General features: G+C 40.2%; 18 protein-coding genes. 9 read left to right on the top strand and 9 right to left on the bottom strand.

What is annotated here, in order from left to right; all coding sequences use genetic code 11:
• The first annotated feature begins 314 nt into the window (after positions 1–314).
• From ACFQ38_RS06445 to ACFQ38_RS06435, 3 genes are all read left to right on the top strand, one after another.
• Positions 315–2,003, top strand: coding sequence for a methyl-accepting chemotaxis protein (locus tag ACFQ38_RS06445; protein ID WP_381480111.1), 1,689 nt, complete (start codon positions 315–317; stop codon positions 2,001–2,003).
• Between the two features lie 326 nt (positions 2,004–2,329).
• Positions 2,330–2,488: a hypothetical protein gene (locus ACFQ38_RS06440; protein ID WP_336822351.1), complete on the top strand. Its 159-nt coding sequence runs from the start codon at positions 2,330–2,332 to the stop codon at positions 2,486–2,488.
• A 150-nt stretch (positions 2,489–2,638) separates the two neighbouring features.
• Complete coding sequence (locus ACFQ38_RS06435; RefSeq protein WP_381480110.1) at positions 2,639–3,721, top strand: CapA family protein; 1,083 nt, start codon at positions 2,639–2,641, stop codon at positions 3,719–3,721.
• 49 nt (positions 3,722–3,770) lie between these two features.
• Here the strand turns inward: ACFQ38_RS06435 and ACFQ38_RS06430 are convergent, their stop codons facing one another.
• The 3 genes from ACFQ38_RS06430 to ACFQ38_RS06420 all read right to left on the bottom strand — a co-directional run bounded on the left by ACFQ38_RS06430 (position 3,771) and on the right by ACFQ38_RS06420 (position 8,922).
• Positions 3,771–5,939, bottom strand: coding sequence for a 5'-nucleotidase C-terminal domain-containing protein (locus ACFQ38_RS06430; RefSeq protein WP_336822349.1), 2,169 nt, complete (start codon positions 5,937–5,939; stop codon positions 3,771–3,773).
• A gap of 243 nt (positions 5,940–6,182) precedes the next feature.
• Positions 6,183–7,874, bottom strand: coding sequence for an N-acetylmuramoyl-L-alanine amidase (locus tag ACFQ38_RS06425; protein ID WP_381480109.1), 1,692 nt, complete (start codon positions 7,872–7,874; stop codon positions 6,183–6,185).
• A gap of 142 nt (positions 7,875–8,016) precedes the next feature.
• Positions 8,017–8,922, bottom strand: coding sequence for a C40 family peptidase (locus ACFQ38_RS06420; protein WP_381480107.1), 906 nt, complete (start codon positions 8,920–8,922; stop codon positions 8,017–8,019).
• Between the two features lie 407 nt (positions 8,923–9,329).
• Between ACFQ38_RS06420 and ACFQ38_RS06415 the strand changes: the two genes are divergently transcribed.
• From ACFQ38_RS06415 to ACFQ38_RS06395, 5 genes are all read left to right on the top strand, one after another.
• A complete protein-coding gene (locus tag ACFQ38_RS06415) occupies positions 9,330–10,436 on the top strand; it encodes a glycosyltransferase (RefSeq protein WP_336822346.1) in 1,107 nt (368 codons plus the stop codon).
• On the top strand, positions 10,429–11,718 hold the full coding sequence (gene murJ, locus ACFQ38_RS06410; RefSeq protein ID WP_336822345.1) for a murein biosynthesis integral membrane protein MurJ: 1,290 nt from the start codon (positions 10,429–10,431) through the stop codon (positions 11,716–11,718). The genes ACFQ38_RS06415 and murJ overlap by 8 nt, the downstream gene beginning before the upstream one ends.
• A 297-nt stretch (positions 11,719–12,015) precedes the next feature.
• Complete coding sequence (locus ACFQ38_RS06405; RefSeq protein WP_381480105.1) at positions 12,016–13,119, top strand: amidohydrolase; 1,104 nt, start codon at positions 12,016–12,018, stop codon at positions 13,117–13,119.
• A 359-nt stretch (positions 13,120–13,478) separates the two neighbouring features.
• Entirely contained in the window at positions 13,479–14,483 is a 1,005-nt protein-coding gene (locus tag ACFQ38_RS06400) for a TAXI family TRAP transporter solute-binding subunit (RefSeq protein ID WP_336822343.1), read from the top strand.
• Positions 14,484–14,511: 28 nt separating this feature from the next.
• A complete protein-coding gene (locus ACFQ38_RS06395) occupies positions 14,512–16,482 on the top strand; it encodes a TRAP transporter permease (RefSeq protein WP_336822342.1) in 1,971 nt (656 codons plus the stop codon).
• A gap of 143 nt (positions 16,483–16,625) precedes the next feature.
• Here the strand turns inward: ACFQ38_RS06395 and ACFQ38_RS06390 are convergent, their stop codons facing one another.
• Complete coding sequence (locus ACFQ38_RS06390) at positions 16,626–18,200, bottom strand: SulP family inorganic anion transporter (RefSeq protein ID WP_381480104.1); 1,575 nt, start codon at positions 18,198–18,200, stop codon at positions 16,626–16,628.
• A gap of 171 nt (positions 18,201–18,371) precedes the next feature.
• Here ACFQ38_RS06390 and ACFQ38_RS06385 point away from each other — a divergent pair, with 171 nt between their 5' ends.
• Positions 18,372–19,109 carry an SDR family NAD(P)-dependent oxidoreductase gene (locus tag ACFQ38_RS06385; protein WP_336822340.1) on the top strand — a complete coding sequence of 246 codons (738 nt, stop codon included), beginning with the start codon at positions 18,372–18,374 and terminating at the stop codon, positions 19,107–19,109.
• Between the two features lie 1,371 nt (positions 19,110–20,480).
• On the opposite strand, the gene ACFQ38_RS06380 is transcribed toward ACFQ38_RS06385, so the two are convergent.
• The 5 genes from ACFQ38_RS06380 to ACFQ38_RS06360 form a co-directional block, all read right to left on the bottom strand.
• Positions 20,481–22,169 (bottom strand): ABC transporter ATP-binding protein, encoded by a 1,689-nt coding sequence (locus tag ACFQ38_RS06380; RefSeq protein ID WP_381480103.1) that lies wholly within the window; start codon positions 22,167–22,169, stop codon positions 20,481–20,483.
• Positions 22,166–22,933 (bottom strand): energy-coupling factor transporter transmembrane component T family protein, encoded by a 768-nt coding sequence (locus ACFQ38_RS06375; RefSeq protein WP_381480102.1) that lies wholly within the window; start codon positions 22,931–22,933, stop codon positions 22,166–22,168. The genes ACFQ38_RS06380 and ACFQ38_RS06375 overlap by 4 nt, the downstream gene beginning before the upstream one ends.
• Positions 22,934–22,972: 39 nt before the next feature.
• Positions 22,973–23,575: an ECF transporter S component gene (locus ACFQ38_RS06370; protein ID WP_336822337.1), complete on the bottom strand. Its 603-nt coding sequence runs from the start codon at positions 23,573–23,575 to the stop codon at positions 22,973–22,975.
• A 229-nt stretch (positions 23,576–23,804) separates the two neighbouring features.
• Positions 23,805–24,566 (bottom strand): NlpC/P60 family protein, encoded by a 762-nt coding sequence (locus ACFQ38_RS06365; RefSeq protein WP_381480100.1) that lies wholly within the window; start codon positions 24,564–24,566, stop codon positions 23,805–23,807.
• A gap of 208 nt (positions 24,567–24,774) precedes the next feature.
• Entirely contained in the window at positions 24,775–25,122 is a 348-nt protein-coding gene (locus tag ACFQ38_RS06360) for an SCP2 sterol-binding domain-containing protein (RefSeq protein ID WP_381480099.1), read from the bottom strand.
• Between the last annotated feature and the right edge of the window lie 190 nt (positions 25,123–25,312).

Below are 25,312 nucleotides of genomic sequence, written 5' to 3'. Positions count from 1 at the left end.
TATCCGAATTCAAGCGAAACTAAACAGCCAATCGCCGGTTGAATACCGACTAAAGGCTGCTTAGAAGGTGTTTTATTATTGTCTCAAAAACGACAGGCAGTGCCGTTTCTTCACTGGTTTTTTCTTTTGGAATGATGAAAACTTGACCCCAAACATAGATTTACAGCAAAATGGAATCGATTTTCCCCATCCTACATGATCACCTATTGAATAGTTAGTAGGTAATGCTATAATGAGTAAATAGTATGATGATTTATAAATATTGTATTGTGAGAAAAGACATAAAAGCTACATAGGATGGGGTTGAAGGGGTCATGAGAAAGTCTGTAACGAAAAAAATGTGGAGTGGTTTTGGCGTTATTCTTTTATTGTTAATAGTTGTTGGCGGTTTAAGCTTATGGATGACAATTCATCTGAACAATAAGTACGAGCAACTGCTTAACGATGAAATGGTTAAAATTAATATTATTGACGACTTTATTTTAAGCCAAAAGGAAATTCAAAGTAATATACGCGGATATATGCTCTATAAGGATGATAGCTTTCTTGACAAAAGAACGGAGAACTTGGAATGGTCAGAAGAGCTGTTAGGGGAATTGGAAAGCGTAGCAGACGGGGATGTTATGAGAACGCATTTTGAAGCTTTGCAAGAATCAATGAAAGCGTTCACAGAACTTCAAAATACGATTGTTACGAATACAATTTCAGGGAAAGACGATATTGCAATCAGTATTGGAAAATCTTCAAGCAATGTCGAAAATATCGTTTTAGATCGCGCAGAAATGATGAAAGAAGTGCAGTATAAGATCGTTGAACAAACACGCAAGGATATTCAGAAATTGATGACGAACGTTGTTTTATTTGACGGTCTATTAATTTTGGTGGCTGTCATAAGTGGACTAATTATTTCAACAGTTATTAGCCGCAGTATTTCCAGACCGGTAAAAATTGTTACTGGGGGATTGAACGCCATTGCGGAAGGGGATTTTACCATTGATCCGCTGTCTGTGAAAAGTAAAGACGAGATCGGTGAAATGGCTGCCGCTTTTAATAAAATGGGCGCAGACGTTGCCAATATGATAAGGCGCATTAACGGCTCAACTCTACAATTGGCAGCACAAGCCGAAGAGCTATCTGCAAGTTCAGAGGAAAGCTTAGCATCTTCTGAAATGGTTGCAAAAACGGCAGAATTACAATTATCTACGAGCGAACATCAAAGGCAAATTTCTGAGCAGTCAGCTACTTCGATGAATGATCTAACAATCGGTGTCACTGAAATAGCATTGAACAATGAACAAATGCTGACATCTGCCGATACGGTCAATCAATTGGTAGTGAAAGGTTCTGAAAAAATTGCTCAAGTTTCAGAACAAATGACGACGATTCATACGACCATAAATGAATCATCAACCATTATGGAAGAAATGGAAAAGCATTCAGAGGAAATCCAAAAAATTACTGGTCTAATAACGGACATAGCAGAACAGACGAATCTTTTATCCTTAAATGCTGCGATTGAGGCTGCAAGGGCGGGAGAGTATGGGAAAGGATTTGCAGTTGTTGCGGAGGAAGTCCGTCATTTGGCGGAACAGTCGAAGACGTCGGCAGCTGATATCGGAAAAATGGTCAATCAAATTCAGGACGCATCCAAAAGGGCTGTGCAATCGATTTCTTCAAACCGAGTAATCGTAGATTCAGGAATCGAAGCAACCGACCAATCCAAGCAAGTATTTTCTGAAATACAGGAAGCAGTAGGAGATGTAGTTGAAAAAATCGAAACGGTTTCCGCAGCTATTGAGGAAATACAAGCGATGTCGGATGAAGTGACAAAAGGAGCGAATGAAGTTCGTGAATTGAGTACAAAAGGAGCAATGGCTGCTAGTGATACAAGCGCGGCTACTGAAGAGCAACTCGCTACGAACCATGAAATTTCGGAAAGTGCGCAAATTTTAGCGAAGCTATCTGAGGATTTACAAAAAGAATTAAGCCATTTTAGAGTATGACACGGAGCTTGTTAACAAACACTCGCATACCATGGATGTCAAGTAGTTAAATCTTCACGTGACAAGCATTGTTGGCTCTATCATATATTACAATCAGTTACTATAGAGGGTATTATTAACGAAACAAAACTGTGGTGTACATTATCAAACATAGCTGTACCAAATTCCTATCTCGTGACTACAAACCTTTAAAAGACTGTAGACAAAACGAAAAGAATTATTGTCTACAGTCTGAGACCTATTTTAGGTTTAAATTTATGTAGATTAAATACAGTCTCTTTGGGTATCTATAAGACAAGATGACTTTAAGGGAGCTGTTCAAATAAATGAAAGAAAAAAAAGATCTGTTTTTACAATCTAAACAACAAGAAGAAAACAGATTTACAGGCATGCCTGAAGCAAAATTCCCAGATTTTGAACCGGAGCAAAATGCAAAAAAGCAAATGAAACAAGCTACGAAATCTACAGAAACGAGACGCGGATAGTTCATTCCATTGTATTAATTGCATAACAGTTAAAACCTTCAAACGTCATACTTGATGATTTGAAGGTTTTTCCATTCTTCCTTCCATAGAGCGATCGGGTTTCGTATAATAAAATGAGATTCATAGATTAAGATGACTGGAGATAGTTGAGTGGTCCGATTAATTAGTTTGTTTTCTTTACTTATGATGGCAGTAGGGGGCTGTTCCTATTCTGAAGAGTCGATTGCTATGCCCAAAGATTTTAAACCTCTATATGCCAAGCCGATCGAGTACACTATTCAGGCGGATAAAACAACCATTACGGTCGGCATGATCGGTGATGTTCTTTTGCATAATCCATTATTTACATATGATTCTTATGGCGTTGCTTTTGAACGAGTGAAAGAGAAACTGACGGAGATCGATTTTTTATTGGCAAACCAAGAGTCATTGCCTGGTGGGAAAGAATTAGGGTTATCGGGTTATCCACGGTTCAACAGCCCAAAACATATTATTCGCGACTTGAAAGCGTCAGGTGTCGATATGATATCCCTCGCGAATAATCATATATTAGATCAAGGCGAAAAAGGTTTGACGAACGCATTACAGCATATGAATGAATATAATATGCCATATGTTGGCGCATACGCTACGGAAGAGGACAGAGCACAGCAGCGAATCGTTGAAGTATCTGGTATCCGTATTGGCGTACTGTCCTACACATATGGCTTAAATGGCATGGCAATTCCAGATGGAAAAGAGTATCTCGTTTCACTCATTAATAAAAACAATATCATGACGGACATTGACAATATGGAAGGGAAAGTAGATATAATTGCCGTGTCAATTCATTGGGGAGATGAATATGCACTAATACCTACGGATTTTCAAAAAGAATTGGCTAAAGAGCTTTCCAATGCTGGAGCCGATATAATTTTTGGGCACCACCCACATGTTTTACAAAAGCATGAACAGATCGGACACACATCCGTATTTTATTCATTGGGCAATTTTTACTCTGCACAGCAATTCGACTCAACGAACATAGGTGGAATTGCAAAAGTGGAGATTCATAGAACAGAATATGCAGGGAAGTGTTTCATTGAAGTTGGTACTTCAACTTTTTACCCGACCGCAGTCGTACGGGATAAAAGCCATCGCTATTCCGTTGTACCTTTGCGGGAGGCAGGGAAGCGAGCAATCTACAATGAGTCGTGGGTTGAACGTCATGTCGGATTAAAGGCGGAAAAATAAAAAAAAGCCATCATTGCAAATGTTGTTTGCTTTGATGGCCTTTTTAAAATTACTCCGCTTTTTTCACTTGCTTTGTATTATAGATGAAGTTGGAAACAATTTTAGCGGCCTGTTGGTTCGTTGTAAATTGATCTGGCATGAATTTACCTTCAAAGCCAGTTGCGATGCCAAGTTCATGCAGCATGGAGATTGCATTTACTGCATCATCTGCATAGTTGCCATAATCAGAGTACGGCGCTTTTTCAGCAGCTTCATATGCTTCACCAGTATATTGTTCAAACGCACGTTCAAGTATTAAAGCAAATTGTGCACGCGTCACTTTTTCGTTTGGTGCGAACTTGCCGTCGTTTCCTTTGACGATACCATTTTCATAAGCAGCTGCAATATTTGCTTTGACATCTGCAGATAGGCCGTCTAGATCAGTGAAAGGCGCTGCTCCTTTCGCATCCATTTTCAAAGCTTTTACAATCCAATTCACCATTTCTGCTCGTGTTATATCTTTGCCTGGATGGAATGCCGATCCGTCAGATAGAATGTCACGATAATATAAATCAGAGATGTAAGGATACGCCCAGCTATCTAAAGAAACGTCTTTATATGGAACAGTTGCCAGGATCCTTCCTTCAATTCCTTGTGTAATATGTCCGATTGATTTCAAATGGTCCGCAAGATTTTCCCAATCACTGAAACCAGGTTCACTTGCTCGTCCTTCTTCATAGGCTTTGCCTAATGCTTCGAAACCGTCTCCGCCTCTGGCAGTGAAGACATTTGTCGCAGCTTTATACATTTTGCCATCTTCCACTTCTTCGCCGTTGATTTTAAGCGAAACAACTCGCTTTCCAACTTCGGCTTTACCGTCAAAGATAACTTGCATGCCAGCTACGTGAAGGAATCCGCCGCTTTCTTTCGGATATTCTTTAACGGAGTGCTCGAACGTCTCTTTTAGCTCTGCACCACTCAATTCTATAATGGCAAGGTTATTTCCGAAAGGCAACACGGTTAGCACATCTCCGTATGTAATATCGCCTTGATTGATGGAAGCACGGATACCGCCGCCATTTTGGAATGCGATTGATACTTCAGGGTCGATTTCTTTTGCTTTTGATAGCATACCGTCTGTAATAATGTTCCCCAAGTTTGTTTCACCAGCACGAACCCCGCCTAAGTCGCGCAAGCCGCTAAGGAAGACATCCGCTACGCCCCCAGTAGGCTTTTCCATTGTGCTTGCAACTTGATCGGCATAAGGTTTAATTAAATCCGCCGCTTCAGCATCTTTTTCTCCTTCTGGATCGACTTCATGGAGAACACCGTTATATTCTTTTATAACACCGTTTTCATCGAATGTAACATCCAATTGTCCTAAGAAATTGTGGTATTGATCAGCTTGTACGATGATTGTCGGTTCTTTGTCTTCATTGAAAACTACCGGTTGTTCTAATTTGGAATGTGTGTGGCCGCCAACGATAATATCAATTCCCGGAACGTTTTTCGCCAACTCCTGGTCGTTATCAATCGCTGAATTATCATCGAAGCCGATATGAGTTACTGCAATGATTTTGTTGATGCCTAATTCTTCAAAAGCTTCTACAGCTGCTTTTGCCTCTGTAATATAGTTTGAAAAAGTAATTTTTTCTGGGCTTGAAATGGCAACTGTTTCTTCGGTCGTCAATCCAAAAATACCGATTTTCTCTCCATCGACTTCTTTGACAATTCCGTTATAAATTTTGCCGTTTTCCGGCTCAGCTGTCACTTCTCGCTTCTGAAGACCATTGAAATTGCTATCCTTAGAAAAGTCGAGGTTTGCAGCGACAAATGGGAAATTAGCTCCTTTAACGAAATCCGATAGTGCTTTATGGCCATCATTGGAAAGGCCGAGGTCAAATTCGTGGTTGCCGAATGTCATGGCATCGTAGCCCAAATAGTTTAGAAATTTTAGGTCGGCTTGTCCTAAAAATTCATTGAAATATAATGTTCCTGAGAAGACGTCTCCAGCATGTAAGAGGACATTATTAGGCGTTGCCGCGCGCTTTTCTTTTAAAAGGGCGGAAAATTGTGCAATGTTCTCCAAGTGAGCATGAGTGTCATTCGTATGGAACACTGTCAGCGAAAAATCGGAGGATTTCGCTGCTTCCTCTGCAGATACGGCAGCCGGCGTAATACCTGCCATGCTGAACAAAAGCATGGATGCTGCAACACCTTTCACATATTTCTTTGACATTGTGCACCTTCCTTTACTCGGTTATTATCACTATTCTACAAATAGCTTTAATAAAGAATAATGATGTAAGCGTATTCTATGTTAGTGTACCATTTTCGTATTTAAAGAACAAATGAATTTTTGGAAAATTTAGCGGTATGCTATGAATTATTAAGTAGAATGATGGGGGAATTTAGAAGGAAGCAACAAAGAAGTTTTATAACAAAAACCGGAAAGAAGATATCTTCTTTCCGGCATAATTTATTATGGAGCTGAATAGTATTGTACAAGTCCTTGATAGATCGCTTCAGCGTAAATTTCAGCGTATTGAGAACTTGACAGTTTTTTAAAGTCCTCTGAATTCGTAATGAAACCTAATTCAATCAGGACAGATGCAACGTTATTATTTCTAATGACATAAAAACGTTGGTCGCGTACGCCACGGTCTGCCATGTTTGCTTGTTTGACAATATTGTTTTGAATCTTTTGCGCCAATGCTTTACTTTCCGCTGCGTTAGGGTTCAAAGATGAATCATAATACACTTCTGTTCCTTTAGCGGAAGTTGAACTTGCTGAGTTCACATGGATTGATACGAACGCTTCCACATAGTTCTTTTTTGCAAACTCTGTGCGTTGTTCCAATGTTAAGTACGAATCATTGGAACGAGTCATGAGAACTTTTGCACCGGCGTTTTTCAGTTTCTGTTCTAATCGTTTGGATATATCAAGAACGATCGCTTTTTCTGTCACGCCGCTTTTCGAAGTACCAGGATCTTTACCGCCATGACCGGCATCGAGTACGATGATACGGTCTTTTAACGGATTGCCTGATTGATTGATTAGTTTTATATAGTTTTTGTGAATATAGCCTGTGCCGGCATTCGTTTTAATCGTTGCCCAGTTGCCGTTCAATGCGAGCACGTCCACTTGTTGGCCTAACTTCAATTTGTCAATGATTTCTGATGTAGCATTTGCTTGTTTACGTACATTCAAAGACGAAGCGGTAACTTTCCCAATAAGCTTTGAATTGTTTGAAGGAGGCTCTACCTCTGTCGGAGGAGTTGGCTCTTCAGGCTCATTAGGCTCTTCTGTCGCTACATCGTCACCAGGATTTACACTAACTTCAACAGTGTAATCACTATGGATATAGCCGTTCTTGCCATCTAATAGGATTAACAGCCAATCACCAGCTTGTCCGATAACTTCAACAATATCACCATCATTTAACTTGCCGACAATGTCTCCGGTAACTGCAGGGTGAGATCTGACATTCAGATTGACACCGCCCGTTTTTACTTTTGCATAATAAGCATGGGATGTTTGTTCAGGCAATTTAACAGGTAATTTATACTTATCGTTCAATGCTCTTGCAACAAAAAGCGCGAATTGAGATCTTGTCAAATAGTTATTCGGCAAAAATTTCCCTTCATCGCCTTGTGTCACGCCACCATAGTACAAACCATTAATTTGCTCAGTATATGGACTGTTTTTCATGTCTGTTAACATTAGAGGACGATCAACAGTGATTTTTTCGGATAAATTAAAGGCGACAGAAAGCGCGTAACCCATCTCTGCACGTTTAATTTTTTCATTCGGCTTGAAACTGCCATCTGCGTTTTTCTTAAAGAATCCTAATTCAACAGCACGGCTTGCATATTCGTATTGCTCAGTGTTAGGTTTCAAATCTTTAAATTGTACAGCTGGTGTCGGAATTTTGTCTTTTTTTGTGGCAATGACAAGCATTTTTGCCGCTTGGGCTCTTGTCAAATTATCGCCTGGATTAAACTTTTCGACTTTGTTCACAATACCAAGATCTGCTATGTAATGGACTTGTTCATAGTATTCCTTGTCGGGTGATATGTCCGAGAACTGGAATTTTGCCGATGAATGTACCGGGGCGATGGAAACGAGTGCGAAAATCAACAATGCAACGGTTGCCCATTTAACTGGTTTCATGTTGTCCTCCCTATATTTTACTTTTGATGTAGATTTAGTTTATCAGTAATACGCATGTAAATCTATAGGAAACTTGATAGATTCATAGCGAAAAATATAAAAAAACAGGATGTCCACTCCGCGCGGATCACCCTGTTTGCAATTATTGATTGAGACGATCAATAATCTTTTGGAATTGCTTATCAGTCAATTTATCGTTAAGTCCGAACGAGCCATCTTCGTAGCCGCTTGCTACATGATTGTAGGCAAGGATGTCGATGTATTCAGTTGCCCAATGATCAGATGGTACGTCGGTATAAGATGTCTTTGCAGAACCTTCCAATCCGAAAGCTTCTACGATTATTTTCGCTAACTGTGCGCGAGTCAAAGAGTCTTCTGGATTAAACTTTCCATCGTTACCTGAGAAAACGCCCGCATTTGCTACTGCCATTATTGCATTATAATTCGGATGCTCTTTGGAAACGTCCGAGAAAGTAATTGTAGTTTCAGTTGTCTCAAGACCTAATTCTTTAACAAGTGTTTCAGCGATTTCAGCACGTGTTACATATTTTGGTTCAACTTCAGATGCTGTTGCCGGCTCATAAGCAACTACTTTTTCGTGGTTGAATTTTGCAACTCGACGAGCACCTAAATAGCGTTTGCCCCAATAAGCAGGGTCATTGATTGATGAGATCGTGACACCTTTGCTTGTCGATGAATGAATGAATCGGTTTGAACCGATATAAATACCAACGTGTGACACACCATTTCCGGAAGTGTTAAAGAAAACGAGGTCACCAGTTTTTAGATCGCCTTTTTTAACAGATGTTCCCATTGCATACTGTTGACCAGTCGATCTTGGGATGGATATCCCTTCTTTTTTAAAGATGAACTGTGTATATCCAGAGCAGTCGAATCCGGATGTGGTTGATCCTCCATAGGAATAAGGAGTTCCTATATAATTCCTTGCTGTGCTAACGAGCGAAGTCGGTGAATTCGCTGAGGCCATGTCTGGTACAGTTGTTGAAATCAAAAGGCAAGCAAATAAAACGATGAACAGTCTTTTCATTATGGTTCCCAAATTCCCCTTTCGCACGTTTATAGTGGGCGTGCTTTTATCTGAGAACATAGTATCATAGCTAAACCTTCAATTCGGTTACAGTTAGATTACAATAACATTACAAGAGTCATATATTGCTATAAACGCTTTCATAACAACGTTCAACTTAAGATAAATATTAAAGGTTTGACACTTACCTTATGTAAATCTCCTATTATTCCTTCGTTTTCTCCAAAAATCTATGGAATATTACCTATTTCATCCGCTACTTTTTTCACAAAACTGTAACATGGAAGATATATTTTATAAACGCACTTTATATATTACGATTCAACAATAATGAGAACCGAATGCAACATAATTTATGGTATAATCGTTCAATGTGTAAAGTAAGGAAAAGAGATAGGATGATTCCCTTGTGCAAAATAGCTGTTTTCAGTAATATGTATCCTTCAAAAGAACATCCGACATACGGTATTTTTGTTAAAAATCAAGTAGAACTTTTAAAAAAACACGATGTAGATGTCGATGTTATAGCAATTGACGATCCGAAAAAAGGGAAGGTCGCTGCGATAAAAAAGTATTTGTCATGGTTTTTACGATCTATGCTATATGTCATGAAAAATAAAAAGAAACTTTCATTAACTCATTCTCATTACGCGTTTCCTACCGGTTATCTTTCGCTGTTGGCCAAAAAGTGGTTTGGCATTCCGTATATTGTGACGGTGCATGGAGGAGACCTTGATAAAATGGCAGCGAAAAATGCGCGCATTGCGAAAATGACGAAGAACATTTTGCAACAAGCCCATACGGTTATAACGGTCGGGGAGAAATTACGGGAAGACGTCATTCACCGCTTTGGAGTAGCCCCTGAAAAAGTGGAGCTAATGAGCATGGGAGTAGATACTTCTGTATTCGCACCAATGCCCAAGCAAGCAGTCCGCCGTTCATTATCGATACCTGTAAAAGAGAAAAGTATCTTATACATTGGAAATATGATTGAAGCGAAGGGGATATTGGATTTAATTGAAGCATTCGACATTGTTAGTAAAGAAGAACCCGAAGCTGTTCTCTATTTGATTGGTTCTTCGAAAGATGCAGGATTCATGGAGAAATTTAATCGACATTCTTTACGTCGACCGGATAAAACGATCCATATGGAACCTAAACCACAGCAAGAACTAGCGGAGTGGATGGTGGCGGCTGATGTTTTCGTTTTGCCATCCCATCATGAAGGGTTCGGGCTTGTAGCGCTGGAAGCGATGTCGGTCGGTACACCTGTCGTTGCTACGAATGTGGGAGGGCTATCTTCATTGCTTCGTGACGGAGCTGGAGTTTTAGTGGAACCGCACAATCCTTCTTCATTGGCGGAAGGATTGCTAACGGCATTGCGGACAGCTGACAGTTCGCCAAATGAAGCCGCTGAGCACCGTGTAAAAAGCAATTCCTATGATGTTATTGCGGAACGGTTGATTGCGCTATACGATGCAGCGGCGAAAGGGCAGGACAAATCGTATGAATAAATTTATTAAAATTATTGGCGCAGTAGCAGTCATTAATATTGTTGCCCGCCTGTTCGGCTTTTTGCGTGAAGTTGTTATCGGTAGACAATATGGGACGAGCATTGCTGCCGATGCGATCGCAACGGCATACACGATTCCGAACTTCATTTATCTTGTTGTAGGCGGAGGGCTGACGACTGCTTTTATTTCGGTTTACCATTCAACCTCTTCCGAAAAAGGGCTGTATGTCCGAAAAATTTTCACAACGGTGTTACTTGCCGCATCAATCATTACAGTGCTTTCTGTTATATTTGCAGGTCCGTTGTTAAAACTGACGTTTCCTGGGTTAAAGCCCGACCAATTTGCAATGACGTACGAACTGTTTCTTTGGATGATGCCCTCAACCGTTATCCTTGTCCTATCAACATGGATGAGCGGTTTGTTGAATGTGAACGACCGCTTTCATTTATCAAGCCTTGCCATCTTAGTTTATAATGCTGCGTTTGTCGTGATCGGTGTATTGTTAACTCCTTGGTATGGACCGGCTTCTTATGGGATTGGCGCTTTATTGTCCGCTATTTTCATGGGCGTTTTTCTATATGGGGGCATTAAACGTGGTACTACATTCTCTTTAAAACCTTCTTTTGGAAAGTCCGATGATGTAAAGCGGGTATGGTCGATCGCTTTGCCTATTCTATTAGGTGGAGCATCTATGCAGTTTTACGCAATAATCCATAGAATTGCGGCGGCAGGCTTGTCTGAAGGTGCCATTTCCGCAGTCAACTATGCATCCAAATTAAGTAATTTCCCTCAAGCTATTATGATGACAGCTGTGACGACAGTCATTTACCCTTTGTTGAGCAAGAAGGAAGGCGAAGGGGACAATGAAACGATTAAAAAGCTGTATAAAAAAGGGATGCTATATCTTGTTGCTTTAATAGGCCCCGCAACGGCAGTTGCCTATTTCTTTGCGGATCCGATTATCCGGCTCATTTTTGGATTCGGCAGTAGCAAGTTCGGTGAAGAATCTATCCAGTTAACTGTTCCGATCTTCCAAGTATTTGCGCTGTCCATGTTCTTTTTAGCGGCAACTACGTACGTTACCCGTTTTTATTATGCAAAAGGAAATTCCGTGCTTCCGGTCATTTTTAGCTTGATTAGTGTATTGGGCATCAATATCGCAATCATCTACTTGTTTGTTGACTCGATGGGGGCAACAGCAATCGCGTACGGAACGTTCATCAGTTCAGCTTTCAACTTGCTCATGCTTGTCATTTACGCACGAGTGAAGTGGAAGTTATAGTTGTTATTGATTTAAGTTCACAGAATGTTTCTAAGTTGTCTTAAAAAGCATGCTTATGAAGTGGGCTAAATGCGAGGAATAAAGTGCTTTGATATCATTATTGGGCATTGATAGTAAGGATATCGAACTTTTTACAGTTTCAATTCGCGCTGACTACATGACTCGTGTAGGCATGCGGGCTCCAATATAGTATCGAATGTTTGTCAACAAGCTGAAGCCGGGTTGCCCGGCTTTTTTTATTGGCTTATTTCAGCTATCCTTTATTTACAGACGAATGAAATGAATGGAGTGAGACAATTGTCAGTGAAAAAGCAAATCGAGGAATGGTTCGAACATTTTCATACATATCCAGAAGTAAGCTATAAAGAATATGAAACGACTAAGAAGATATCGCAATTATTGCAAGGGATGGAGGTTGCCCATCACACATTCGATGATGTAACTGGTGTCATTGCCGAGATAGGTGAAGGAGATCGCATATTAGCGGTTCGAGCGGATATGGATGCACTTTGGCAAGAGGTAGATGGTGTGTTCCGGGCAAATCATTCTTGTGGGCATGATGCGAACATGTCAATGGTATTAGGCGCTTTATCTTATTTATTGGACAAACCTTTGGGCAGCCGCATACGCTTCATTTTCCAACCGGCTGAAGAGAAAGGAAACGGAGCGCTTGCTATGATTGAGCGTGGAGCGGTAGACGGAGTATCACATCTGTTTGGCATTCATTTACGGCCTCAAGAAGAAATTCCGTTTGGCAAAGTATCTCCAGCTATTCACCACGGAGCGGCTATTTTCTTAGAAGGCAGAGTAATTGGAGTCGATGCCCACGGTGCAAGACCGCATCAAGGTAAGAATGCACTTGATCCAATTTTCGCGATCTCACAATTCGTTAAATCGTTGCATTTTTCTCCGTACGAAGCATATTCTGCTAAATTGACGAAAGTGATGGCTGGTAGTGACAATGTAAATATTATACCGGGAACAGCGACATTTGCGATGGATATTCGTGCACAATCAAACGTCGTTTTGGAATCATTAAGAGAGCAGATTGAAAAAGGCATACAAACAATCAGGGAGCTTCACGGTGTAGAAATAACATTTGAGTGGACAGATTATACACCTGCAGCAGAAGTTTCAGAAGAGGCTGCTAATATAGCAGAGAAAGCCATCATTGCCACAGTAGGTAAAGAAGCACTATCTTCAGCGATTATTACATCGGGCAGCGATGATTTTCATTTTTATACGATAAAACGTCCGCATTTGAAGGCTACAATGCTTGGAATTGGAGCAGACCTAAGCCCTGGCTTGCATCATCCGCATATGGCATTTAATCGTGAAGCATTATACATCGGAGCGAAAGTGCTTGCTGAAACTTTGCAAAAAGCATCGTTTTTAGACTAAAAGCAGAGAAATTTAAATCCTGTTCGAAATGGACGGGGTTTTTTTATTGCCATTTTACATATCGTTTTCACTCGATCTTCCTACGATTCAATGATCCAATAAAAAAAAAAGAGCATGGAAACATGATAACGTAAGGCGATCTACAATTTATTTTAAACAGCTCAAAAGCGATTCAATCCAAAGGTTAGTGCTGAAAAGAAGTATCAGAATAGAGAAAATATTGTTGATTAAAAATCATAAACTATTATAATAATTATAAGATTCCGTTTTTCGCGGCGTGCGAACCTCTTCAGAGAAACTCTTGCTCACAGTTTTGTAAGCGCTTACGAGAAAGGGACAGATGAAAAAGGGGGATAAAAATGCAGAAGAAAAACGTAAGAATTCTCATGTTTGTTTTGGTCGGCCTGCTGCTTATGTTGTCGGCATGTGGTGGGGGAGGCAAAAAAAATATTGCAATTGGACCGCCTGCAAGTGAGACGAATAATTTATCAAAGGTAATTTTGGCTGCTTATGGCATTGAGGATTCTGATTACAAAGCATTTCAAGAAGGATTTGGAGATGCTGCGGATGGTGTTCAGGATGGCAATATCGATATTTCAATCGGTATCCTTGGGTTGCCTGCAGCGAGTATCGAAAGCTTGCAAGCATCCGCTGGCGATGTCAAAATGATTAGCTTATCGGATGAAGCAATTAAGAAAATTGAAGATGAATCAGGTTACAAGCATTTTACGATACCAAAGGATTCTTATGACTTTTTGACAGAAGATATTCAGACGGTGACCGCTTATGCAATTATGATGGCCAATACGGATACGATCGATGAGGATTTGGGATATGAACTTGCAAAATACATGATTGAAAAAGCGAGTGAAAATACACATTCACAAGCGAAGCAAATGATATTGGAAAATGCACTAAATGGTGCGGAAGGGCTGCCTATCCATCCAGGTGCGAAGAAGTATTATGAAGAACAAGGGTTAACGGTTGCGAATGAAGTTGCGGAAGTCAGTGCAACAAAGGAAAACAGAAAATCTGAACTAACATTGGGAACTGGAAGCCAAGGCGGAACTTACTATCCATTGGGCGGGGAAATTGCGAATTTATGGAATAAGTATATTGATGATATTAATGTATCAAATATGGAAACCGGGGCGTCAGTGGAAAACCTTTCATCCATTTCAAAGGGAGAAATGGATATTGGCATGACAGTGCATGTGCCGGCATTGAATGCAGTCGCGGGAAAGGCGGATTTTGAAGGGAACCCAGTTCAAAATGCTGCGTTTATCGGACACGTTTATCCGGAAGTCGTCCAAATCGTAACTCGTGAAAAGACAAAAATTAATAGCTTTGATGACTTGAAATAATAGATCGTGAAGCAGAAGGAGGCGGATGATGAAAGAGCAAAAGGCGATCGATGCACAACAAATCTTAGAAAAGTATGATAAAGAAAACCATTTTCGTATACAAATTGGCAGATGGGCGTATGTCGTTACATTTCTTGCTGTAGCCCTTACTGTCTTTCATCTCTACACTGGGGCTACAAGTGTTTTGCCTTCCCAACAGCAAGGGGCGATCCATCTTGGCACAGCGTTAGGCATTATCTTCCTTCTTTATCCTGCTAAAAAAGCTTGGAGGAAGACGCAGAAAAAAGTGCCTTGGTATGATGTCCTTCTTGCTTTTACAGCGATGTATGTGTCGTACCATAAAATCTTTTTTTTCGATTCGATTCTTCAAAGCAGAGTTTCTGGCTACAGCACTTTAGATATAATCATTTCACTAGTAGGGATATTGCTTGTATTGGAGGCGACGAGAAGGACAGTCGGTGTTCCGATCGTTATCGTGGCAAGTATCGCAATTTTATACGCGATATTCGGGAATTTGGTCCCGACAAAAATTTTATCGCATGAAGGATTTTCTTTCGATCGTACAGCAACGACTTTATGGTATCGGGAAAGCGGGGTCTTTGGAAAGCCGGTACAAATTTCCGCAAAATTTATCTTTCTGTTTTTGTTTTTTGGTGTATTATTAGTCAACACACCGATCGGAAAGTTTTTTAATAACTTGGCATTTTCATTGACTGGGCGCTATACAGGCGGAACTGCGAAAGCAGCGGTTGTAGCGAGCGCTTTGCAAGGGACTGTTTCAGGAAGTTCGGTCGGGAATACAGTTGCTACTGGAAGTTTTACAATTCCAATGATGAAAAGAGCCGGCTTCAAGCCGGAATTTGCGGCAGCAACCGAAGCCTCCGCTTCGACAGGGGGGCAAATTATGCCTCCGATGATGGGAGCCGCTGCGTTTATTATGATGGAATATTTAGGTGTCAGCTATGCTGCAATTATGTTAGCGGCAGTCGTACCGGCGATTTTATATTTCACTGGGATTTTCATTGGAACACATTTTGAGGCAAAACGACTGCGGATCTTAGGTTTGCCAAAATCAGAGTTGCCGATCTTTAAAAAGATTTTTGTTAGAGACGGGTATATGATTATCCCGTTGTTAGTAATCATCGCAACAATTATGTCGGGATTTACTCCGCAAAGAGCTGCTTTATTCGGTATTTTGTCAGCTTTTCTTATTTGGTGCTTTAATGCGCTGGTTCGTAAAGAATCCGAGTTCAATATACGAAAAATCATCTATGTATTGGAACAAGGCGGAAGAGTTGCATTACCTGTAATTTCAGCTGTTGCGACTGCCGGCATTATTGCGGGTGTCGTCAGTATGACCGGTTTAGGCGGTAAATTTGCTTCAGGCATTATTGCTTTGTCGAGTGGGCATTTGATCTTAGCGTTATTTTTCACAATGGTAGCTTGTATCATCTTAGGGATGGGATTGCCGACAACCGCAAACTATGTTGTAACAGCAACTATTGCTGCGCCTGCTCTTATAAATGAATTTGGCATTGCGCCTATGGCTGCACATATGTTTGTTTTCTATTTTGGAATCGTGGCAGATATTACGCCACCAGTTTGTTTGGCAGCCTATGCTGGAGCAGGAATTGCCAAAGCAAATCCATTCAAAACCGGAATGACCGCAGTGAAATTGGCGATTGCCGCTTTTATTATTCCGTATGTTTTCATTTACAATCCTATACTTGTTTTTGTCGATGCAACGCCAGTAAAGCTTCTTCTCAGCATCCTTACAGCGTTTATCGGTATGATCGGTGTAAGCAGCGCTGTCATCGGCTATTTTATAAGAAATTCAAGATTGTGGGAGAGGATTGTCTTATTTGGTGCGGGAATATTGCTTATCGTTCCAGAATTGCTTTCGAGCACGATCGGCATATTGCTCATCGTCATCATATGGGCTATCCAAAGAAGCAGACCAGAAGAAAATCAATCGATGAAAGAAGTCGTAGCAGGATAGATTATAGGTTTGACAAAGAAACTGGCGAAGAACAGTATGTATTTCTTCGCCGGTTTTTAATTTCGGAAAAACGGTTCAGGCTGAGTTATTTTAAAGGACAATTCCTATGGAGTAAAATAGTTATACAATTAAAGCATTCTTTATTACATAAAAAAGTTTTCTTTTCCGATGCGATCGTATAACCCACTTTTTTTAAACATAGAAATTTTCTCTTTTGGTAACTTCTTTATAATGAGAAGCCTCTTTTGCTTTGTAATTTCATCCAACAATGAAGAAAGTGCTGCTTCTCCCGTTGCATCTATTACCGATACATGCTGAAAATCCAATATTACTTTTTTGGTAGCTGTTGATAAAATTTCAGGAATATGATCTTCGAAAACCTTTGCTGTTCCGAAAAACAGAGGTCCTTCTACGATAAACTTAGAAACGGAATCACCGAATTTATGGGCTTCCACCGTAGATGTTTTTTGAGAGGTAATCGTAAGTTTTCCACTCATTTTCTTCAAGAAGGACAATGCGGCTAATAATATGCCAACTTGAACTGCAACAGTTACGTTTACAAAAATCGTTAATAAGAAAGTTGTAAGCAATACAATAGAGTCCCCTGAACGAAGAGACAAAATATGGACAAATGTTTTTCGCGCACTCATATTCCATGCAACAAACATTAGAATAGGGGCCATTGCAGCTAGTGGGATATAGGAAGCAAATGGCGATAATAGCAATAGGAAAAGCAATACGAAAATGCTTTGAATCATTCCTGATACTGGACTTGCAGCTCCGGAGCGAATATTTGTAGCCGTCCTGGCAATTGCACCAGTAGCAGGAATGCCTCCGAATAGAGGGGTAACAATATTTGCTATTCCTTGACCGAATAATTCTCGCTTTGAATTATGCTTCGGGCCATCTTTCATGCCGTCGGCGACAACTGCGGAAAGTAAAGATTCAATTGCACCCAAAGCAGCGATAATAAGTGCGGGCTGCCATAATGTCAGTAATTTTGACATCGTAATTTGCGGCAATTGAAAGTCAGGCAGCGAACGAGGTATGCCGCCAAATGTCGAGCCGATGGTTTCCACTTTCCCGGGGTACAATAACACTGAAAGAATAGTAGGGACTAAGAGTGTCACTAACAACAATGGAATGCGTGGCGCAATTTTTGGCAATAAAAAAATGAGTATAAGCCCGATTCCAGCAGTCAAAATGCTATATAAGTTAACTGTGTGGAAGTTTTTGGCTACATCTATCATGTTTTCATGGAAGAATTGTTTATTCTGCAGTCCCGAAAGACCAAAAAAGTTACCAAGCTGACCTGTGAAAATAATGACGGCAATCCCTGCTGTAAATCCAATCGTAACCGATTTAGGAACGAAATGAATAAGATTGCTGATCCCTATGAAACTCATAATGATTAGGAAAATCCCTGCTAAAAACCCTGCTATCAATAAATCTTCATAGCCGTACTGCAAAACAATTGCCAATAGGATCGGGATGAAAGCACCTGTAGGCCCAGCAATTTGAAATCGTGAACCTCCGAATAATGCCACTAAAAACCCCGCAATTATTGTCGTGTACAAGCCATACTCGGGTTTGACGCCCGATGCAATTGCAAAAGCCATCCCAAGAGGAATGGCCACAATACCGACCGTAATCCCGGCAAGCAAATCCTGACGAAACATAGCGGCATTATAATGAAGGAAACGAGGATCTTTTATCAACGTAGATCACTTCCTTATATTTTTCTGAAAACGACATACTATACGATAGTATAAGCAACAATTGGGGTTACAGCAAGGTACCCCATTATGTACAAAGGCAACTTCGTTGAATTGTTGCGACAAAAGAAGTATTATTTAGACGTTAAAATAAATAAGATTGGAGCGAGTTCCATGAATCGATTTAAAGATAAAGTAGTGTTCATTACAGGTGGAGCTTCTGGCATGGGAGAGAAAATGGTACATCTTTTCACAGCTGAAGGAGCTCAAGTCGTAGCAGCGGACATAAATGAAGATGCGTTGAATGAAAAATGGGGCTCATATGAAAATGTCATCCCTGTTAAATTGAATGTAACTTCAGATGAAGAATGGGCAGCTGCAATGAAAACAGCGGTCGAGAAGCTTGGTAAAGTAGATGTGTTAGTGAACAATGCAGGAATCTCTACTGAAAAATCAATGGATGCAATTACGATAGAGGATTGGCGCAAACTGTCCGACATCAATGGGTTCGGTACTTTCTTAGGAATGAAGCACGCTGTTTCGTATATGAAAGAGGCGAAAAAAGGTGCCATCGTTAACATTTCTTCTTACACAGCGATGATTGGCATGGGGGTCAATCCATATTCCGCATCTAAAGGGTCTGTTCGTGCAATTTCAAGAGCCGCTGCAGCCGATTTTGGCCAATATGGAGTTCGTGTAAATACTGTATTCCCAGGGGTTGTTGAAACGCCGATGACTAAATCCCTTGAAGATTCGAAGGAAGTTGTACAAGCGCTTATCCGCATGACGCCATTGCAACGCCTCGGCCAGCCTGAAGATATCGCAAATGCAGTCCTGTTCCTTGCATCGGACGAAGCTTCCTACATTACAGGCGCAGAACTTGTCATCGATGGCGGCTATTCCGCAAGATAAATCAGTTGGCATGCCGGTCAGTTTTTACTGAGCGGCTTTTTTTACATTAAAGATGAAACTCGTTTGATAAACGCATAAATTGTTTTTAACACGCATAAATACATCGCAAGCCCGCTTAAACTCCTATGAAAACGCATAGTGACGGATTGAAACGCATAAATCGGTATAGGTACTCATAATGATTATGTAGAAACGCATAAATCGGTATAGGCACTCATAATGATTATGTAGAAACGCATAAATCGGTATTGGTACTCATAATGATTTGTAGAAACGCATAAATCGGTATTGGTACTCATAACGATTATGTAGAAACGCATAAATCGGTATAGGTACTCATAATGATTATGTAGAAACGCATAAATCGGTATAGGTACTCATAACGATTATGTAGAAACGCATAAATCGGTATAGGCACTCATAATGATTATGTAGAAACGCATAAATCGGTATAGGTACTCATAATGATTTGTAGAAACGCATAAATCGGTGTAGGTACTCAAAACGATTATGTAGAAACGTATAAATCGGTATAGGCACTCATAATGATTTGTAGAAACGCATAAATCGGTGTAGGTACTCATAATGATTATATAGAAGCGCATAAAATCAGGTAAGAGCGCATAATTGTGAGATAATACACAAAAAGCTCTTCCTTCTCTATAAAAGTCGTGACCAACGCGCAAAACACCTCGCAGAAATACATATAAATTCCAATGAATTCGTATCTAAGAGATGGAACACGACTCTTGAAAGCAGAAAATCATTAAAGAACATGCAAAAAGACTATAACGAAATTCGTTACTATTTCAATTTGGAGTACTTAGGATTTAATAATTAGTTGAGAGTATAAGGAAATAAGACTGTTTGTCGATTGATTGAGCTTTAGTCTCGATTTATGTTTAGTTTCTCGGCTAATATGCGTGTTTGGTGGGACTAATGCGTTTGCAAAGCGACTAATGCGTTCCTTACGGCATTTCTGAGTTTTCATATCGCTTTATGCGTTTCTTTCGTTGTTTCTGAGTTTGCGTAGCGCTTTATGCGTTTCTATTGGCGTTTCTGAGCTTTTGTATCGCTTTATGTGTTCCTTTCGTCATTTATGCGTTTGCGAAGCGCATTATGCGTTCCTTTCGTCGTTTATGCGTTTGCGAAGCGCTTTATGCGTTTCTTACGTCGTTTATGCATTCGCGAAGCGCATTATGCGTTTCTTTTGGCGTTTCTGAGTTTCGTATTGCTTTATGCGTTCCTTTCGTCATTTCTGAGTTTGCGCAGCACTAATGCGTTCTTGTCAGCTTATATGCATTTGCGTAACGAGTATGCATTCCTGTCAGCATGTACGCGTTTTGCACAGCGACTATGCGTTCCTGCAGCTCAAAAGTTTCGATGTTGCAATACGTGGATCTCTTCCTCACTAAGCACAATGCCTTCGTATCCTAAATCTTGCATGAGGCGGGTTATATACGGCTGTTCAACTTTTGCCTTTTGCAAGACTTCTTTTTGTGCGAATGCTTTACGTGTCGGTCCTTCATACAATATTTCGCCATCGCTCATAATAATTGTCTGTTCAAATGCATTTGCGACGAAATCCATATCATGCAATATGCAGATGACGAGTTTGCCCTGTTGATATAAAGAATGGATGATTTCTTTTATTTTCATTTTGCCTGCATAGTCTTGCCCCATTGTAGGTTCGTCGAAAAGGACGATTTTTGTATCCATAGCAAGGACGGATGCCAAGGCGATCATTTTTCGATCGGCAAGACTGAGGTCATATGGATTCAATTCTGCTTTATTAAATAGGCCGACGAGTTCAAGCATTTCTTTCGCTTTTTCAAATGCCTTTTCCTTCGGCATTCCGATATTTAATGGGCCAAACATGACCTCGTCAATTACTTTATTTTTAAATATTTGGTCGTTTGGATTTTGGAAGATGAGTCCGATGCTGCTTGCCAACTTCGCTGCTGATGTTGTGGACGTGTCAACTCCGTCAATATGAATGGTACCAGCGTCTGGTCTTAATAATGCTTTCAATAATTTGACGAAAGTCGTTTTTCCTGCACCGTTTTGACCGATGATTGCAATGGGCTTTCCGCTCAATGACATATTCAATTCGGTGAAGATCTGATTTTTCTTGTCATAGCCAAATTTCAGCCCATTTATTAAAATTTTAGGGGTGTGTTCGGCAGATGATGGATTGGCTGTCTTTTGTTCGATGATTTGCACATTTTGTAGACCAACCGTTTTTATGTCTGTTGCGGAGATTGGGTATAGCCTATTTACCGTATTGCGTAAGTCCATTTTTCTCGCAACTTTTGAATATACAGGAGGTTCAACGCCATACGCTGTAATATCGTCCCTTGAGAAAACTTGAGCTGGGGAACCGTCTTGAATTAATTTTCCTTCATGAAGTAATAAAATCCGATCGGAATAGGCAGCCAACTTTTCCATTTTCTGTTCAGCCATTAGGATTGTCATCCCTTGTGCAGTTAAACTTTCCACAACTTTAAATACTTCTTCCGCTCCATGCGGATCTAATTGGGAGGTAGGTTCATCCAATAATAGAATGTCAGGCCTCATTGCAATGACACTGGCAATGGCGACACGTTGCAATTGTCCACCGGAAAGCGCAAAGGGATTTTGTTCTTTTAACGATTCGATATCCAAGAGCTTCATACTTTCTTGTATTCTTTCATGCATTTCTTTGCGAGAAACGCCGCTATTTTCGAGTCCAAACGCGATTTCATCATAGACAGTGAACTTGGCTCCTGTCATTTGTGAAAATGGATTTTCGAATACGAGTCCGACCTTTGCTGTAATGTCGCTAATGTCATGCGACAAAACATCCATTCCATCGACATAAACATTACCGCCGTAGCATCCTTTAAAAAAATGGGGGACGAGGCCGCTAATGGCATAACATAGTGTAGTTTTGCCAGCTGTGTTTTGCCCGGCAATGCCAATAAATTCACCTTTGTTAACTGTGAAGGATATGCCATCCAATGCAGCTTTTTCAACGCCCGGATATTTGTATGTAAGATTTTCAACACGCAATAAGCTCATGAACCGACCCTCCAAACGATGACAGCGAACAATGCTGATAATAATCCCGCTCTAATGATCCATCTATATTTATACGGCTCTCTTTCATATAAAGATGTCCGTTGCCCTTTTGAATTGAATCTGCGAATTTCAAGCGCAATCGAACGTTCTCTTGTTTCATTCAAAGAGTTGAGTACAACGGGCCCGATTAGTGGTATGAAGGATTTGAATCGAATCCATAGACTTCCTTCTGTTTCCAAGCCGCGCGCACGTTGCGCATCGGTAATCTTTCCAGTCAATGCAATCATTTGCGGAATGATTTGCAAAACGGATAGTAGAACATAGCCAAAACGGTGTGATAGTCCTTTCTGAACGAGCGATTCAACTAAATCATCCGGTTTTGTCGTCAAAATAACTACGCCAAACGCAGAAATCATGTTAACGACCCGCAATGTAATAAGCAAGGCGATTGAGAAGCCCTCTTTGTAAATGGTCAACGGACCGATAGAGAATAGAATCGTTGCCCGATCGGGATGAAAAAAACCTTGGACAAGAATAATCGATAAAATAAGCAGGAAACTGACGCCGATTACCGGCAAAATGTATTTGAACACTTTGCCGGCAAGCAACAATGCAACAGTAAATAAAAGTATGCAAAATACGAAGAGGCGGTCAGCTGTTAAATATGTGATTAATATGGAAATGAAAGCAAATAAAAGCTTCGTCAAAGGATCGATTCTATGGATGAATGACTCCTTTTCTACGTACAGTGTCATTTGATTCATCACGTAGCCTCCCTGCTTCGCAAAGTTTTCGATAGCAATTTACAGCCGTTCGATTTCTTGATGATTGTCATACATGTTTTTCACGTTTTTCGGAAGTCCTTTAAAGACTAAGAAGCTAATGAGAACGGTCAACATTTTGTCAGGGACATCTACGACGATGCTGTCAGCAAAAGAAGCGAACCATAGAGGCATGTCTTTGGATAACATTGTCGCGAAAAGAGCATCTCCCCAAATATTTCCCGTCGTACCTTCCCAAAACATCATATTAAGCGGTGTCGAAATTGTGGCGGCAATCAATCCTACGATAAAGCCTAAGACGAGTGCTTTGCCGATATTCGAAATCCAACCTTTATACGCCATGATTCCGGCAACAAGGCCGATAACCGCGGATGTAATTGCATAGACGAAAGAGATAGGGCTTGTTGTAAAGCCGTATATGACATTATTTACAACTCCGACAATTGCTCCGATAATTGGACCTGCAAGCATGCTGGACAGGACAGTTCCAATTGAGTCAATCCAAAGCGGCAACTTCAGCAACTCTGCAAACAGCTTACCGATAAAGTTAATGCCGATGGCGGCCGGTATCAAAACTAAGGCAGCTGTTGAGAACCGCAATGACCACATACTGTTCTTTTTCATTTTATTGCTCCTTTTTCTCATATTTATCGAAAGGGGTTCCCCCTTAACGACCATCAAGATAAGTGTAAAGACACATGACTATACTAATCTATTTTTGTGAAATAAGGAAGCTTTTCTTTAAAATTATATGTAGTACTATATATACGGCGAATTGCTCTATAACATTCTGCATACAAAAGAGGGGCTATCCAGAAAGTTTTCACTAACTTTCTGGATAGCCCCATCATAATTATTTATAAGTTTGCAATTGGTTGAAGCGTTTGTACCCGACAAATTTATCTTTCCAATATACTGCATCTAATGCAGCTATTTCCACCTTTTTTGTTCCAGCGTGGATGAATTGTCCTTCGCCTAAATAAATGCCTGCATGGGAAATCCCACTGCGGTATGTATTTTCGAAGAAGACAAGATCTCCAGGAACTGGCTCGTCCACTGTAAACGAGTTTGTATACATGCCGATTGTATCAAGTCTTGGTAGATCGAGTCCGGCGTTTATAAATACATAATAAATAAAGCCACTGCAATCAAATCCTTCGGGTGTCACTCCAGCCCACAAGTAAGGGGTATCGATGAGAGGAAGGGATATTTCCGCTGCAGATTGTAGAACTTTTTCTGCAGATGTAGACAAACTGACCGGATTGTCCGGTTTTGTAACAGGTTTGAATGAGTTAGTTGAAGAAGTCTGTTTTTGCACTGAAACGCTATGGTGGATGTTCTGCTTGTCCGAATTATTTATTGTTTGTTTAGATGACTGTGGCGGTTTAGTTGAAGCATTCTTATCGACAATTAACTTCTGGTCGATTTTGATGTCATCCGTTTTCAGGCCATTGAGTTCTTTTAGCTCATCTACAGTCAACTTATGTAGGGAAGCGATTTTCCAAAGCGTGTCGTTCTGTTTCACCACGTACTCACTAGCTGCTTTTGCGGTTCCAGTTGCAATGAATGTGGCGAGTGCCGCTGTAGCCATGACTGAAAAAACCTTCTTTTTCACGCCAAATCCCCTCTCTTTGACAATTCTCTATGAATCTATTTTACTGTCTATTAAACTTCAATACAAGACAAATTACGTGCTTTTGCTTTGATGTTCAGAAAAGTTCGACATGAATAGATAAACGATTTTCATATTAATAGAAGTAGTGGAAGGTCTTTATTAAAAAATGTAAGTCAGGCGGAACTAATTCCATCCTGACTTACCGTCATTAAAATTGATATTGTTTCAACAAACTTTCCAATTTTAAAGCTAGGCCAATATTTCCTTTTACCTTTAATTTGCCCATCATAAAAGCACCAGTTGAATTCAATTTTCCTGCAAGCAATTTTTTAAAGTCTTTGACGCTCATCGTCAATGCACAATCAGCATCCGCTATTTCACCGGATAAGGTTTCGGCTTTGCCATCTTTGAATATTAATCCGAATGAACCTCCGTCATCACCTGATAAATTCAAGGAATAAGTTGTGTTCATTCCTTGAATTGGTTCCGGGTTCCCATTTAAAGTGGTATCGATCAATGTCCAAATTTCCGCTATGCTCATATTATCTAAATTCATTATTAGACCTCCTACTCTATGAGTGATTACTCATTCATTTTATCATAGATAATGATGATTCTATAGTATAAATCATTTTAAAACTTACAATTTTTAGTAACGTATATAGGCGGAAAATCATATTTAATTATTTCGCAAATTTTGAAAGAAAATGGCCATGTGCTAAAAGAATTATGATAAAATGAGTACA

This window comes from Sporosarcina contaminans (assembly GCF_042679045.1).
Classification (GTDB): domain Bacteria; phylum Bacillota; class Bacilli; order Bacillales_A; family Planococcaceae; genus Sporosarcina; species Sporosarcina contaminans.
Note: the sequence above shows the minus strand (reverse complement) of the source record. Positions and strands in the feature narration are given on the sequence as shown.

Excerpts from the sequence above, each read along its gene's own strand:
- ACFQ38_RS06445 (WP_381480111.1), top strand. The coding sequence starts at position 315 with ATGAGAAAGTCTGTAACGAAAAAAATGTGGAGTGGTTTTGGCGTTATT.
- ACFQ38_RS06440 (WP_336822351.1), top strand. The coding sequence starts at position 2,330 with ATGAAAGAAAAAAAAGATCTGTTTTTACAATCTAAACAACAAGAAGAA.
- ACFQ38_RS06430 (WP_336822349.1), bottom strand. The coding sequence starts at position 5,939 with ATGTCAAAGAAATATGTGAAAGGTGTTGCAGCATCCATGCTTTTGTTC.
- ACFQ38_RS06425 (WP_381480109.1), bottom strand. The coding sequence starts at position 7,874 with ATGAAACCAGTTAAATGGGCAACCGTTGCATTGTTGATTTTCGCACTC.
- ACFQ38_RS06420 (WP_381480107.1), bottom strand. The coding sequence starts at position 8,922 with ATGAAAAGACTGTTCATCGTTTTATTTGCTTGCCTTTTGATTTCAACA.
- murJ (WP_336822345.1), top strand. The coding sequence starts at position 10,429 with ATGAATAAATTTATTAAAATTATTGGCGCAGTAGCAGTCATTAATATT.
- ACFQ38_RS06400 (WP_336822343.1), top strand. The coding sequence starts at position 13,479 with ATGCAGAAGAAAAACGTAAGAATTCTCATGTTTGTTTTGGTCGGCCTG.
- ACFQ38_RS06395 (WP_336822342.1), top strand. The coding sequence starts at position 14,512 with ATGAAAGAGCAAAAGGCGATCGATGCACAACAAATCTTAGAAAAGTAT.
- ACFQ38_RS06385 (WP_336822340.1), top strand. The coding sequence starts at position 18,372 with ATGAATCGATTTAAAGATAAAGTAGTGTTCATTACAGGTGGAGCTTCT.
- ACFQ38_RS06380 (WP_381480103.1), bottom strand. The coding sequence starts at position 22,169 with ATGAGCTTATTGCGTGTTGAAAATCTTACATACAAATATCCGGGCGTT.
- ACFQ38_RS06375 (WP_381480102.1), bottom strand. The coding sequence starts at position 22,933 with ATGAATCAAATGACACTGTACGTAGAAAAGGAGTCATTCATCCATAGA.
- ACFQ38_RS06370 (WP_336822337.1), bottom strand. The coding sequence starts at position 23,575 with ATGAAAAAGAACAGTATGTGGTCATTGCGGTTCTCAACAGCTGCCTTA.
- ACFQ38_RS06360 (WP_381480099.1), bottom strand. The coding sequence starts at position 25,122 with ATGAATTTAGATAATATGAGCATAGCGGAAATTTGGACATTGATCGAT.